This is a genomic window from Psychrobacter maritimus, assembly GCF_029953575.1.
GTDB classification, from domain to species: domain Bacteria; phylum Pseudomonadota; class Gammaproteobacteria; order Pseudomonadales; family Moraxellaceae; genus Psychrobacter; species Psychrobacter maritimus.
Window position 1 is genome coordinate 1,260,222 of sequence record NZ_CP124526.1, and the last position, 15,327, is coordinate 1,275,548.

Here is a 15,327-nt window from a genome sequence, read left to right on the forward strand (position 1 = left end):
TTAAAACTGTTTAAAACGGTTCGTTTTTTGCCCTTTGGTTTAATTGATAATAAAAAGTGTACGCCCCTATGACAGAATTTACCGCCACCACTAATATGATGGATATTTCTACCCAGCCACACTCATTTGATACATATCAGGGTATGACTGACAGTGAGGTTGCGAATCACGACATGACCAAGCCTAACAGTAAGGCGGAGGTGATGCCAGCGGTTGATGTTGCATTGACGGGTCGGCATCTTATCGAGGCGTCAGCCGGTACTGGTAAGACGTGGACACTAACTGGCATTGTACTGCGTCTGTTGATTGAAGCACGGCGTGCGCCAGAGCAAATTATCGCGACGACCTTTACCCGCGCTGCGGCTGCAGAGATGCGTCAGCGCATTCATGATCGTTTGGTAGATTTTTATCAGCTGCTGCAATGGGTGAATAGCCTAAGTGCTGACCCCGCTAATAAAGACAGTTTGTATCCGCATATACTACAGGTGACACCTGATAATGATAAGCAAGCAGTCAATAGCTCAAATACGGATTCAAACGCTGAAACAGATGTTGATGAACTGAATCAAGACATTGTTTATAACAAAGCTCATGACAAAAAAGCCGCTGCTGAAAAGCGTGCACAAGCAAAGAAAGATCGTGAGGATTGGTTGGTCGCTCAGGCTAAATATGTGCGCTTAGATGACATCATGCAAGACCCTATCAATCTGCATCTGGTCGGCTACTTGCTTGATTATGTATACAGCTATCCTATGACAGAAGCCATTCGCCGCACGGCGCTGGTATTAACCACCTTGGATAAGCTGTTTGTCGGCACCCTGGATAGTTTGGCGCAAAAATGGTTGAAGGAGTACAGTAGCGAGACCGGTCATCAGCAAGGCATGGCTATTATTGAAGACAGCAGTATTGAGCAAGTGACGGACAGTATTGTTCATGATGAGCTGCGTCAGTTTCAAAGTAGGCTGTATCATGAGCAGCCTAAATTGTACGCATTGATGGATCAGCAAGGTAAGCTGACGGCGGTTGGCGATCATAAAAGTTATGTGACTCGGTCGCTGAATTTTGTTTCTGCGCCGATTAATGAAGTTGTGAGCAGTGATTTTTCTTTTGAGGGTTATGAGCGGCTTATCCACAGTATCATTGAGCGCAGCGATGAGCTTGATGCTTTTTTTAAGCCTGACGGCGAATATTATGAAGTTCCCAAAGGACAGTTGCAGAATAACAGAGAGTCTTGGCCGAAAATCGTTCAAGTGTTAGAAGAGTCTGGTCCCGCCGCTTATAAGTTCATATCAGACAAAAAAACTTATACTGGAAAGTTAATTGAAGCTTTTCAGAAAACTGATGATATGGGCAAACAGTTCTACAAGCCAAAAGACGGTGAAAGAGTTAATTTGATATTTAATGAGTTGCAGGTGGTTCGTGACTTTAAACGGTATATTGAAGAAAGCAAAAAGCTCGATGAATACGTTATTAATATTTTAGCCAATCTCAATCGCCATATCGTGCTGGCGGTTCGTGACAGACTGCCGGTTATCCTAGAAGAACGCGGTGAAACTACCTTTAGCTTGCAGATGGTACGCTTAAACCAAGCATTAACGGGTCGGCAAGGAGAGAAGCTGGCACGTTATATTCGTCATCACTATCCAGTGGCATTGATTGATGAGTCGCAGGACATCAATGGCGAGCAAGCCATTATGATTGAAAGTATCTATTTGCCAACAAGTAAACGTAAACCGTCGGCCAATGACAAGCAGGCTAGTAGCAATAAAGCCAACCATGAGTTTTTATTATTGGTAGGTGACCCTAAGCAGGCCATTTATGGGTTTCGCGGCGGTGATGTCGCCAACTACAATTATATGAAAGCCCAGTTTGACAAAAGCAGCCTTTGGACGCTCGATATTAACCGTCGTTCAAACGCCAGTGTGATTAATGCTCTAAACTGCTGGTTCGGTATGCCTGCGCCAGTGACTCATGAGAATAGGCTCGCACAGTTAGGTAGTGGAATTTATTACCAGCACATTAAAGCTGAAAAGCAAGAAAATCAGCTGTCTTGGTTTAATGAGCCAGACATACTAACCAGTGACCTAAGTAGCGACTTAGTAAATGACGTGCTCTCTACTCAGCCAGTGAGTGTGTTGCACCTACCTTATGATAAGGACAAAGAGCTTGAGTACGATGAATATGAAATCACAGCGCGTCATATTGCGACCTTACTCAGCAGTGGTCAGACATTAAAAGGCAAGCCGATTCAGCCGAGCGATATCAGCGTGCTGGCACGTGCCAAAAAAGATTTAAAACGGGTGGAAGATGAGCTGGTAAAGCTCAATGTGCCGACCTTGACCACCAGTGATGTCAGTATCTTTGAAACCGTCATGGCAGAGGATGTGGCAGCGCTGCTGAGTGCCATGCTATATCCGTATCGTCATGACATGATTAATCGGGTGCTGACCAGCCATTTGTATGGCCTGAGTATCAAAGATATCAAAGCCATGATGACTGACCATGAGTCAGGAGCTGTAGATTTAAATAGCGCTAATACAAAAGCCGTTGATAATAAGAAAAGCTATCAAGACTTTATTAGCTATTTAAAAGAAGGTACACAGCGCTGGCAGCACTTTGGCATATTATCGGCCATGCATTACTTGTTAGATCAAAGCCCTGTGCAGCCGCAAGGCGTTTGGCAAGCATTAGCCGCGCATCCAGAAGGCGCACGTCATATTATGGACTTGCGTCATGTGATGGATATATTAGCGCAGTATGGTATCGGCATGGGTGAATATGAGCTGCTGGCCTGGTTTAGACAAAACATAGATAGCGCGCCTAGCAGTGATTGGGCCAAGCAGTATCCGTTACCGACAGAGTCTGGCGTGCAGTTGATGACCATTCATAAATCAAAAGGGTTAGAATTTCCCATTGTCTATGTGCTGGGTATGGGCGATGCCAGTAGGAAGTCAGGTAATAAAGAAGACTATGGGTTGTATCTCTATAACGCGCAACAAAACCCTACCCAACAAGACACTATTCAACAAAATCAGTCAGCGCTAGCTCAGCAATCGACAGGCAATCAGCGCCGATTCTCTCCTGTACAAGGCTCTGCGACCACAGAGGGCTACTATACCGATATTGAGACGCAAGAGGGCTTTGATGAGATGCGCCGGCTTGGTTATGTGGCATTTACTCGCGCCAGTGAGCAGCTTTATGTGGTACTGCGAGATCCCCACAACAAAACAGGGTTTGAATTAAAGCCGGTGTTCTATTGGTTTGATTCACCAGAGCCAAAATTTGAATTGCCAGATAGACTCAAAGGCACCATAGGTATGATTAGAGGGCATAAGGTCAATGAGTTCTATAACGATAACTGTGCTGCCGCTAAAGCAGGCCCATTAACGGAAAGTGGATCGTCTGATTCTATTACGCCCAAAACCGAACCTATTGAGTATGATGATTTTTCAGAAGTTATGAAGATCAATTACTTTTATGGTTGGGCTAAGACCAGTTTTACCGCTTTAGCCCGTCAGCTAGACGAGTCGGCGCAGACAATGGCTATCATGGATGAGCGTATTGATGATGCGATAGATATTGATATGACCGAAACTTCAGTTTCAGTTGTGCCATCACTGAATCATAATGAGTCTGCCAACCAAGTCGATGAGTTAAGTCCCAAGCTAGAGGATGATATTCGTTTTACTTTTGTGAAAGGTGCCAATGCGGGTACGTTTTTGCATGAGATATTTGAAAAAATTGATTTTAACTATAAATCGCAGTGGTCTCAGGTTATCGATAGAGCCATCAGTAGCTATCAGCTGCCATTGCTGTATAGCAGTGCCGAAACCCAAAGTCGTCGATTACAAGCGAAGAAGCAAGAGCAAGGTGATAGTGCTTCATTAAATACTGATTCATTTAATTCTAACTCGATAGATGCTAGCAAGCATGAGGCTCTCATTGGCTGGATTGAAGAGGTGCTACATACGCCGCTATTAGCGTCCAATCAACCGTTATGTTCTATTGATGCAAGTCAGAGGTTCGCTGAATTAGAGTTCAATATGGGACTGTCAGAGCGCTTTAAAGCACAAGATATTAATAGACTCTTTGAGCAGTACCTACCTAATGAAATCGATAAACACGTCAGTCTTGTTCCGCAAAACAAAGCGCATCTATATCGTTATTTACGTGGTGAAATTGATTTGGTGTATGAGCATGCTGGCAAGTATTACGTCGTCGACTATAAGAGTAATTTTTTAGGAAATAGCCTAAGCGATTATGACGAAGATACACTCAAGCAAGCAATGTCCAAAGCAGGGTATTGGTTACAAGCAGCAATTTATCAGGTGGCATTGCATCGATTCTTATCGATGAGGATTCATGACTATACAGGCAATGAAGATAAATATTTGGGCGCTGTGGAGTATGTCTTTTTACGGGGCGTATATGATCCAGCTGCCCCGTTAGCTATTAAAGCAGCAGAAGAGGCTAATACGCTTGACGGTAGCAACTCAATGCACAGTAATTCAATGAAGCATAAATCAATAAGCAGTGCCCGCTATGGAATGGTGACGTGGGACATTCCTATTGATTTTATTAAGGCCTTAGATGCATTGTTTGGCATGCCAAGTTAGCTGACTATAAAAAATGAATTAAATAACCCCACTCTCAACTTATTTTTCTAAGGTATTGGTTTACTTAGTTTTTAAAATTTCAGTTAAAACAATTAAAATTTTAAATTCTATAAAAATCAAAAGCCTACGATAAGTTGAGATTGGCGTTTAAATAATAAATTTGATGCAACAAATTACTATAGCCATTAATCCTATAAATATAGAGAAAAACAGACCATGAGTAATAATCTATGAATAATAATAAGAGCAGGGCAGATATAAGTTCACAAGAAAGCTGGGCCAGCAACATCAGTGATTATATTTTGCTGCGCCGGCGACAAACGTATTTCGCGTATAACGTTACCGATGCCAAGCCTAATACTGATAGTGCAAAAATAGATAAAACACCAGATAGTGGCTTATTTACGGCTTTATTCACTATGTTGGCGACGCATTTAGAAGAGGGGCATACTGTGCTCACCATTGAGGAAACTGAGCATGAAGTACCGCTCAGCGGTCATATCAATGGTGAGCTGGTGACACTATATGCTTGGCAACAGCAGCTGTTAGAGATGCTAGCAATGCCGATTATTGCCTTGATTGACACTCAAATAGAGGTTCAATCAGAGGTCGATATTACGGCTGAGCCATCAATATTTGTATTGCTAGAGACTTTGTTTGCTAAGCAAGACCAGTTATGGGCGCAGCTGGCACTGAGTAATCATGAAAAAGAGATGTTGATTAAAAGGTTCGATGCCGTTGCCTTACTTTATAAGTTATTGAAAAATAGCAACTTAACGTCTTTTTCTAAGTTAATCGATGAGCACACTTTGTTCGCTAGCCTTAACGATAACGTGAGCAATAATGAGAATGAAAATAGCCTAAGCAGAAATAATCAACCTATTATTTATCAGTTTATCAATAACAAAGAGGCTGATAAACAAAACGCAGCAATCACTTTTTGGTTACACCGAGCTTGGCAAGCAGAATTTAACTTAGCCGCGCGCATCAACACTATTTTAGACCAGCAGGTAACACCGCTAGAGATAGCAATACCCGAAAACCTTCATGAACATCAAATAAAGGCAATTAATGTCGCCAATAACAACGCCTTTAGTATTATTACTGGTGGACCAGGTACAGGGAAGACCTACACCGTTGCTCAGCTAGTGATTGCGCTGCAACAGGCGACAGAGAGTGGGGGAGATGCGCGTGAAAGCATTAGATTTAGCACTGACAGTGCCAGTTTGGCATTAGCAGCACCAACCGGTAAGGCTGCACAGCGCATGCAAGAGTCTCTGCAGGCAGCGTTAGACGCAGCGGATGTTGAGCTACAGTTGCAAGAAGCAAAAACCATTCATCGCTTGTTAGGTATTGGTCGGACCGGCAGACCGCGTTACCATGCCAATAATCCACTTGGCGAAGATATCATCATCGTCGATGAGGCATCGATGCTAGGGGTTGAGCTGGCGAACTATCTTGTGAGTGCGGTAAAGCCTGGCGCAAGGCTGATATTGTTAGGAGATGCGAACCAATTGGCAGCTGTAGATGCAGGGGCGGTACTGGCTGACTTGTGCCGTATTCCACTATTACAACCCATTCATGCAGAGCTAACACAGAGTCGTCGATTTACAGCAGACTCGGGTATCGGTAAGCTTGCTTATCAAATCAACAAGGCAGAAACAGATACTCATGCTATTTGGCAGTTGTTAAAGCATGATCAGGCACTGAGTTTTCAATATGTGAATAGCATCAACACCTTACAAACAGAAGCTTTTCTAGATAATAAGATAGAAAATAGCCTAAGCAAAAATAAAACTATCTCAAACCTCACCTTAAATTACCATTCCTACATAAACAAAATCAAAACGTTACTGATAAATCCAATAGAAAAATCCATGCCAGAATCAGTTAAAGATACCATTGCTTCATTAATGGAAACCTTTAATCAGTTCAGGGTGTTAACTGCTGGCCATAATGGCGAGTGGGGCGACCATTATATTAATAATTACTTTACTCAATGGCACCTTACTGAGCTTAAGCTACCACTGGGTCAAAACACATGGTTTCATGGTCGTCCCGTTATGGTCCTTCAAAACAACTATGAGCTAGGATTATTTAATGGCGATATTGGTTTTTGTTTGCAAACTGGTGATGAGCGTAGTCGACTCGAAGTGTTTTTTGAAAATAATAAGCAGGGGATAGCCGTCAATCTTCTCAATGAAGAGGTGATTGCCACCGCCTACGCAATGACTATTCACAAATCGCAAGGGTCTGAGTTTGATCATGTGGCCATTACTTTTGATAATAGTCATGCAAGATTGCTGAGTAAAGAGCTTATTTATACCGCTGTGACCCGTGCCAAAAAACAGGTAACCATATATAGTACGAAATCCGCTTTGGAAAAGGCTGTCCAGACACCCACTGAGCGCCATACGGGTTTGGCATTACAGTTTTAATTGCCCCTGACTACAATCAAAGCAATAAAAAAGCACCCAGTGGGTGCTTTTTTATTATGCGATACATTCAAAACATTCAACCAAAGAATGACTAGATTTTGTCTTCTTTAATAGCATAGATACCAGGCAAATGACGCAAGTAACCATGGAAATCCATACCACAGCCATAAACATAACGGTCTGCGACATTGATACCAACAAAATCAACGTCAAAGTCTGCAACCTTGCGATCGTGCTCTTTATTAAGCAACACGCAAGATTCGATAGATAAAGGATTCTCTTTACCCAATTCTTTAACGATGGCTTTTAACGTAATACCTTCGTCAAAAATATCATCAATTAATAAGACGTGTTCGCCCTTGATGCTGACATCAGGCTTAAATTTCCAATCAAGCTCATTCGTACCTTCGTTATCACGATAGCGTGACGCATGGATATAATGCATGCGATGGTAGAACGTCAGATGCGTCAATAATTGACCGGCTGGGATAAGTCCACCGTTCATAACGACCATAACGATTGGATTTAAGCCGGCATAATGTAGGTTGAGCTGGGCGGCAAGGCGCTCATAAGCAGCGGCTACTTCGATACTGCTGATAAGGCACTCTGAGTTGCGCAGGGTTTTTTCGATTTCTTGATTACTAATTTGGGTCATGAGTTGCGCCTTCGATAAAAGTGCCGCCTATTTTAGCAAATTTTAGCAAATTTGCCCAACACTACATTCTTAATAAAAATATAATATTCGTTATTCGGGCTTTTTTACGATAAAAGGACGATAATAATTGGCCAAACGGTTCAAAGAGCTGTCCGGCAAGTCAGGTAATAGCTTATTTAATGCCATAGACATGCCTTTATCGATAGCTGCCTTTGCCATTGGCACAGACTTGCGTTTAATCATGCCCAATTTTAACGTGTCAGCATAGCGGCTGATAAAATGCGTTAAAGTCTCTTCGTTTACCGTTTCAAGTGCTTTTTTAAACAGCGCTCTATCAACGTGCTCAGGCGTAATCGCCGCAAAACCGTCATCAATAGTTTTAGCATCTGCATCTGACAATTTAAAACCGATGCGCTTGACGCCTTCGTTATCAATGAATGTCGCTTGATCCCTTAAAAAATGAAAACTTGGCATCACTTCTTGATTGTTCTCTTTACCCAACAAGATATTGAGTAGGGTATCCGTCGCACGCTCGATGGTGCCAACGATTTTACGCATAGAGGCTTGGCGCTCAGGGTTTGGAATAATATCTACCAATCCAACCAACAATTTATCAGTAAGGTCACGAGCCGTTTGATGGGTCAGGGCATCACGATAAGGGTAATAGTCTACTTTTTCGTTTGATTCAACGACTTGCTCTGCCTCAATAATTAATTCTTTCAATTTATCTGAAGGTACGAATCCAAAATAGTGTGTCATTCTAACTCCTTTATTTGTTGTTTTTAACGTCTTATCAACGTTACATCCCTCATCAAATCAGTTACTATTTAAAAAGAATACTAAGAAAGGATTCAAGCAATTGGTACTCATTAATAAAGTGCCTCAATCTTAAAATACCATGCTTTGTTGGTCAGTAATAATATGGCGAAGATGCTTCTATTTGCCTAATAACGGGTGCTCTGAGTCGCTCACCGCCCACTAATCTAGCATATTTTTAAGATTTTTCTTTAAAAAGCTTGAACTTATAAGGCTATCTAATACTTGTCTAGGGAGAGATAAGATGAATAGTGCTATTGTACTGTTGGTTGCGGTTGCCGCCATGCTTTGCGGTTATCTGTTTTATTCAAAATTTATCGCCACCAAAATCTTGGCATTGGACAACAGTCGTCCCACGCCAGCGCATACCATGAAAGATGGGGTAGATTATATCCCCACCAATAAATATGTACTATGGGGGCATCATTTCACCTCGGTCGCAGGGGCGGCACCGATTATTGGTCCTGCGATTGCGGTTATTTGGGGCTGGGTACCCGCCATTATCTGGGTGGTTTTAGGCACTATCTTTATGGCTGGTGTCCACGATATGTCTGCTATTTGGGCCAGTATGCGCAATCGAGGTCAATCGATAGGTTCTATTGCCGGTACGGTCATGGGCACACGTGTCCGTAGCTTAATGATGGTGGTTATCTTTTTATTATTATTAATGGTCAATGCGGTATTTGGCGTTGCTATTGCCAATATGATGATAAAAACCCCATCTTCTGTCTTGCCGGTTTGGGGCGCTTTAATCGTAGCGTTTATCATCGGTCAGTGTATTTATCGCTATAAGATGAATCTGGTTTGGGTCTCCATCATTGGGGTCACCGCTTTATACGGGCTTATCTATCTCGGTCCTATGTTCCCTATCGTATTACCTGAGACCTTTATGGGTCTACCAGATAATGCGATCTGGATTCTTATTTTATTTGCTTATGCAGCAATTGCGTCTTTGTTGCCTGTTTGGATGCTACTGCAACCGCGCGATTACATTAATGGCTTACAGTTGTTTGTCGGTTTGATTTTATTATACGCTGCCATTTTTATTGCTACGCCGAATATTGTCGCGCCAGCTATAAACACGGCATTGCCAATCGGCACACCATCTATGCTGCCCTTATTATTTGTGACCATTGCTTGTGGTGCAATATCAGGCTTTCATGGTTTGGTGGCGACGGGTACGACGTCCAAGCAAATTGATAAAGAAGAAGATGTACGCTTCGTTGGTTACTTCGGTGCCATGGGTGAGGGTATGCTGGCACTTGGTGCGATACTTGCGGCAACCGCAGGCTTTGCAACCCTTGGCGACTGGCAAGCCGTTTATCAAAAATTTGGCGACGGCTCGATTGGTGCCTTTATTGATGGCGGTGCGACCATATTAAATGCAGGTGTTGGCATTGACATGGTTTTATCACAGACGATGCTGACAGTAATGGCAGCCTTGTTTGCTGGTACCACGATGGATACTGGGGTGCGTCTGCAACGGTATATCTTCCAAGAGTTTGGTGAGATTTATAAGCTGCCGGTATTAAATAAAAGCGTGGTGGCAACGTTTCTTGCCGTTGGTAGCTGTCTGTTACTAGCATTTGGTGCTGGGGGCATTGATGGCGAGGGCGGTATGATTATTTGGCCTCTATTTGGTACGACCAACCAGCTCATGGCTGCTTTAACCTTAATGATTGTGACTGTCATCTTGTTACGTAAAGGCAGACCTGTATGGTATACCTTAGCGCCATTATCGTTCTTATTGGTTATGACCATTTTTGCGTTATTGATTCAGCTAAAAACGTTTTTTAATGATGGTAATTGGCTGCTTATTATTATGGATATTATTATCTTGATAGCCACGATTCTAGTGACGTTTGAGAGTTTGTCTGTACTGCGCAAAGAATGGACGTTACATAAAGGCAAAAGTAACCTTTAAAAGTGATTCCTAATTGATATTAATATAGATATAAAAAAACGCTAGCAGCAATTGCTGGCGTTTTTTGTATGGTATAGGCATGATAGATAGTTAGAGATAAGCAAAATGCGAGTAAATCATGGAAGATAACAAGACCTCAAATAACCTAGAAAACATGCCAGACCGTCTAAAAGACAGCCAACCATGGTGGCAACGGTTTGTAGCAGGACTCAATGAGTTTTATCATGCGCCATATCGTCAAACGATGGCACGTGCAGCGCGTGATGAAGAAGATTTCTTTATGCTGCTTATGTTTGCTGAGAGCCTCGGTATTGATAACCCTGCCAGCTTTTATACACTAGAATTGCAACCATTATTTTTAGAAAATTTCCACGAATGGCACACACGCATGGGTATGGATAGATGTCCTTTTGATCACGTTGGTTGCTGTTAGTTGGATGCTAATTTATTAACCGTTCCATTGATTCAATATTGAGACACGAGTATGGCTTTACGTCCTCTGCACAAACTAATAGAACAACTGGCAACACAGCCGATTATATTCGTCGGTGGTAAAGGTGGTGTTGGTAAAACCACCACTGCCGCTGCACTTGCCAGTTATTATGCTAGCCAGCAAAAAAAGACCTTAATTGTCTCAACCGATCCGGCGCATAGCTTGGGTGATGTGCTTAATATACGGTTAAGCAACGAGAAAACAGCGGTAACGCCTTATCTTAATGCTATCGAGCTAAACCCTGACATCATCGTTGATGCGCATTTTGCCCAAGTTGAGCGTACCATCACTGCCTATGCCAATCCCGATATGATGCCCAAAATTCGTGAGCACCTACGCCTATCAAAATCTGCGCCAGGTGCACAAGAAGCCGCCATGCTCGAGTCCATGTGTCAGCATTTAGTCAGTGCAGCGGATGCCAATTATGAACATATTATATTTGATACCGCGCCAACTGGTCATACCCTACGCTTATTGGTGCTGCCTGAGATGATGGGCGCGTGGACAGATGGGTTATTGGCACAGCAAAGGCGGCAAGCTAAATTGCGCTCAGCAGCCAATCATTTAGACAGTCATAATCAAAAGAGCAATCAAAAAGACGTCGATAATGATGTGCCAAATCCATTTGCCGCAAATAAATCTGACCGCTGGGAGCAAGCAGTATCAGTACTCGAAAAACGCAAAGCGCTGTTTCGTCAGGCAGGAATATTGCTGCATGACCGTAACCAAACCGCGATTGTATTAGTGATGACTGCCGATGTACTACCACTGGCAGAGACCAAACGCGCTATCGAACAGTTAGAGGGCAGTAAACTGCCGCCAGCAGCGATAGTGGTCAACCAACTGATAACGCCAACACAAACTGATGAGTTTTGGCAACATCGTGCCGAGCGCCAGCAGCAGCTAATGCATGATATCGAAAAGAGTTTTACGAATTATCCACTGTATCCAATTTATCTACAGAAAACAGATATACGCGGTACTGGTGCATTAAGTACTTTACTAGAGGCATAGTTATATAAAAACAGTTATATAAAAATAGCCCCATAAAGAAATGTTGTTACTCAACTGCTATTATTCAGCCCCACGTGACTGTAATTTGCTAGCCAGCGACCACGCCATATCTGCGCGTAATAGCTGAGCCTGTTCAGACTTACCGCTACTCAGTGATGACCACTGCGGTTTGCCACGGGCTTTTTTGAGCTCACTTGGCAGTTTATGTGTCGGCCATGGTGTGACGGTGTTGCTTTCGTCATCTAACGACTGCTCAATACTGGATTTCTCACCTTTATATAGCAATTGCGTGGCATCAGTTGCCGCATGACCACGATGGCGCAGGGCGGTGAGTAAATCTATCGCTCGAGTGGCGAGCAAGGTTAGGGTAGCAGGGTCGATATACAAACGTTTTACCCCAGTGATTCTATCGGCGATGCTACTGGTATTAGACAATAGCCCACCTGCGATACCACCTATCGCGGCACCCAATCCCAACGTCGTGCCTAATGCTGCCGCATCAATACCTAACCCTAGTAACGCGCCCGCTGCCGCGCCAGATGTGGTGCGAATACCATAGCTTTTGAGCAGCTCAGGGTCAAAAGGGTCTTGCTGATACGCTTGTAATTCAAGTGGGGTTGCTGCCACGGCATTATCATAAAACTTATATAAATTGAGTAGGTTGTGCTGCATCGCTCGTTCACTTTGTCTAACGGCCTCTTGCATTTGTTCCAATACGGGCAGTGGGTCATCATCTTCATTAATCTCATGGACGAAAGCGGCGACATTTAACAAAAAGTCGGCAATGATGATATTGGCCTCATCATAGAGTTGCGCCCAGCTCTCCGTACGGCGTACCATCAATTGCTCAAGCATCTCCGAGTGAGTGAGCATGGTGGCGAGATTTTGCCATAGGCGCATTTCATCTTCAAATTCAAACGCCACTGAATCAAAACGGGTCGAAATATGCAGATTACGTCTTGCCAGCATCGTTTGCCAGTCATCGATATTGGCATCCTGACTGTCCGTAAAGTTGAATACCGGCATCACAGGTATCGCGGCCCACGATAAAATAGCCAACTCGTCTTTATACTTACCAAGTACCGGCTCACGCGCGTCGACGACATAAATGGCCATATCACTTGCCAGCAACTGACGGATAACTTTGGCTTCTTGGCTATAGTCTTCATTGCTAGTTAGCGCATCACCGCCTTGGGCAATATCTGCTGCCAAAAATTGCTGCAAACGTTCAATACCATCACGGCGGCTGGCCGTATTGGCTTCCAGCCAATCCATCAGCCCTGAGGCATCCTCTAGACCCGGAGTATCATATAGTATGACTAAATCTTCACCGGTTTGGCTGTCTGTTAGCTTGGCTTGCTCTACATGACGCGTGGTTGCAGCCTCGTTCTTGACCTCACCAAAATAGACATCACGTAATAGAGTACGCAATATAGAGGTCTTACCCGTATTGGTATGACCAACGACTGCTAATTTAAGTGCTGCACCACTGGCTATCGTCGTTTTTTTACCAGAGCGCGCTGTCAGATTTTCAGATTCATCAGCAGAATAATCTATGGGGGTGGTATTAACATTGTCCTGAGTAGATGCTGTTGCCTCTGGGTTCATTAGGTTGCTGCTAGGGTCGTCTTTCAGTGCCTTGTCAGCAAATAAATCGACGGGTTGACCATTGGTCTTATTATTATCCATCCTATGATTCCATATCATTTGTATAAAAGCTATTGAGTAAAGCTAATAGCATAACGCTACTTAGTGTCCACCAGACCAATTTTTCGAGCAGAGAGCGCGGTTTGCCACTGTTGATAGCGAACATCTTGATTTCCCGCAACCTGCTCCGATGTTTGCTTTTTTAAATTTGCCGTACTTGAAACAGCGTTATTTGAAATATCAGCATTAATATTAATACCATTGTCAGTCAAGCTGGTATCACCAAGCAGTTGTACGATGAGCCCATCTGTCGCATGTTCTGCGATACGATCGAGTTTACGTAGGGTGCCACGGTCAGGCAGGGCTTTACTATGAATTCCTAATAACACCTGCACTGGGTGCTTATCAAGATAGCTTGTCAAGCGATCCATATCATCGCGATCATCAACGATACCAAAATCCTCTATCTCACTATTATCATTGATATTGGCATCAAGACCCTCAAGCCACCAGTTATTCTGCTGTGATGGGTATTCGAGTAAAGCCACCAGTTTCTTGCCAGTACTGACCGTCGCTTTTGGGGCGATAGGAGCGGGTGCTTCCTTAAAATCATCATCATCAACCACATGACGTTGCCAAAAATTCAAAATCTTTTGATAATAAGGCTGCTTGATATCCAAACGCATCTTTTTACGACGGAACATCAACGCGCAAAATGCCCAAGCGATTGCTCTAGGTACAATACCGTACATCAACAGACTACCAACCAATAACCCCGCCCATTGCCGCGCGACAGACAGCGGCATCGCATCGGTTACCAAGCGACTCTGAACGATAGCGGTACTGTCTGGCACACCAAACCCTACCATGCTTGGCAGCCAGCCGAGTATCTGAGTCAACGTGATAAGCGCCTGATCTGATAGTAGTGTCGATTCCCAGCTAAAACTGTACTGACGCACAATCAATAAAAACACAATCGCCAGCAGCATACCAGTCAAGGTAGCGAGCCACAATTGATGGCTAAAGCGTCCCAAATACCAACGCATACCGCTGTGTTGTAATTGACGCTCGTACAAGTCAACGGCGGCCTTAGTCACATCATCCTTGCCACGGATGAGATAGCTAGGACTGACAAAATTGGCAAACCAATTCGAGGACTGCTTGCCTTGATTGATTAGCGTCATCACAAGCCAGCCTAAGAGCATAACGGTATGGAAGCCGAGCAGACAGACCAGCACATAAAAGAAATTAACCACATTGGTCTGAAGTAGGGTAAACAATCCCAAAAACCCTGAGATGCACCACACCACACTCATAACCACCATGATGCCCTTTATGCGACCGTCAATCTTACCGAGCACACGTGCCAGCGCGCCGTTACTATCGATACGCGAGGCGCGGCGATGCAGTTTTTGGATAGGTTTTCCATCCTCACCTTGCAGTTTTTCGGTAATCAGTAGCGGGTCAGTAGCAAAAACATGCTGCTGCGTCTCAAGCGTACGTACCAGCTCAGTTAATTGGTCTTGGGGTGATAGCATAGTGCGATGATATCCCTATAAAAGCGTTGGTTAAAAAGTATAAGTATGATTTTATTATGTCAATGCTTACTTAAAAATGTTGAGAACTCTACCCATTAGTGATTATTGTAGCTCATATAGCGCGGCGATAACTTCTATTATTCTTAGCGTTTTATCATAGTAAATGTAAAGTAAATGCGCCAAAAT

9 protein-coding genes are annotated in these 15,327 nt (G+C 43.5%); 5 read left to right on the forward strand and 4 right to left on the reverse strand.

The genetic code is table 11. The features are described 5' to 3' along the window. The first annotated feature begins 68 nt into the window (after positions 1-68). Positions 69-4,616 carry a UvrD-helicase domain-containing protein gene (locus tag QJS82_RS05270; RefSeq protein WP_281491485.1) on the forward strand — a complete coding sequence of 1,516 codons (4,548 nt, stop codon included), beginning with the start codon at positions 69-71 and terminating at the stop codon, positions 4,614-4,616. A gap of 230 nt (positions 4,617-4,846) precedes the next feature. After that, on the forward strand, positions 4,847-7,054 hold the full coding sequence (gene recD / locus QJS82_RS05275; protein ID WP_281491486.1) for an exodeoxyribonuclease V subunit alpha: 2,208 nt from the start codon (positions 4,847-4,849) through the stop codon (positions 7,052-7,054). Positions 7,055-7,145: 91 nt separating this feature from the next. On the opposite strand, the gene QJS82_RS05280 is transcribed toward recD, so the two are convergent. Together QJS82_RS05280 and QJS82_RS05285 are read right to left on the reverse strand one after the other, a co-directional pair. Beyond that, on the reverse strand, positions 7,146-7,709 hold the full coding sequence (locus QJS82_RS05280) for a hypoxanthine-guanine phosphoribosyltransferase (protein WP_201564134.1): 564 nt from the start codon (positions 7,707-7,709) through the stop codon (positions 7,146-7,148). Positions 7,710-7,799: 90 nt separating this feature from the next. Continuing rightward, entirely contained in the window at positions 7,800-8,468 is a 669-nt protein-coding gene (locus QJS82_RS05285) for a hypothetical protein (RefSeq protein ID WP_281491487.1), read from the reverse strand. 301 nt (positions 8,469-8,769) lie between these two features. On the opposite strand from QJS82_RS05285, the gene QJS82_RS05290 reads away from it, so the two are divergent. The 3 genes from QJS82_RS05290 to QJS82_RS05300 all read left to right on the forward strand — a co-directional run bounded on the left by QJS82_RS05290 (position 8,770) and on the right by QJS82_RS05300 (position 11,956). Then, positions 8,770-10,449 carry a carbon starvation CstA family protein gene (locus tag QJS82_RS05290; RefSeq protein ID WP_281491488.1) on the forward strand — a complete coding sequence of 560 codons (1,680 nt, stop codon included), beginning with the start codon at positions 8,770-8,772 and terminating at the stop codon, positions 10,447-10,449. A gap of 154 nt (positions 10,450-10,603) precedes the next feature. Next, a complete protein-coding gene (locus tag QJS82_RS05295) occupies positions 10,604-10,882 on the forward strand; it encodes a cory-CC-star protein (RefSeq protein ID WP_438656667.1) in 279 nt (92 codons plus the stop codon). A 51-nt stretch (positions 10,883-10,933) separates the two neighbouring features. Next, on the forward strand, positions 10,934-11,956 hold the full coding sequence (locus tag QJS82_RS05300; protein WP_281491490.1) for an ArsA family ATPase: 1,023 nt from the start codon (positions 10,934-10,936) through the stop codon (positions 11,954-11,956). A gap of 60 nt (positions 11,957-12,016) precedes the next feature. On the opposite strand, the gene QJS82_RS05305 is transcribed toward QJS82_RS05300, so the two are convergent. Continuing rightward, a complete protein-coding gene (locus tag QJS82_RS05305) occupies positions 12,017-13,645 on the reverse strand; it encodes a DUF3482 domain-containing protein (RefSeq protein WP_281491491.1) in 1,629 nt (542 codons plus the stop codon). A 56-nt stretch (positions 13,646-13,701) separates the two neighbouring features. Then, entirely contained in the window at positions 13,702-15,141 is a 1,440-nt protein-coding gene (locus QJS82_RS05310; protein ID WP_281491492.1) for a DUF2868 domain-containing protein, read from the reverse strand. Positions 15,142-15,327 lie beyond the last annotated feature (186 nt).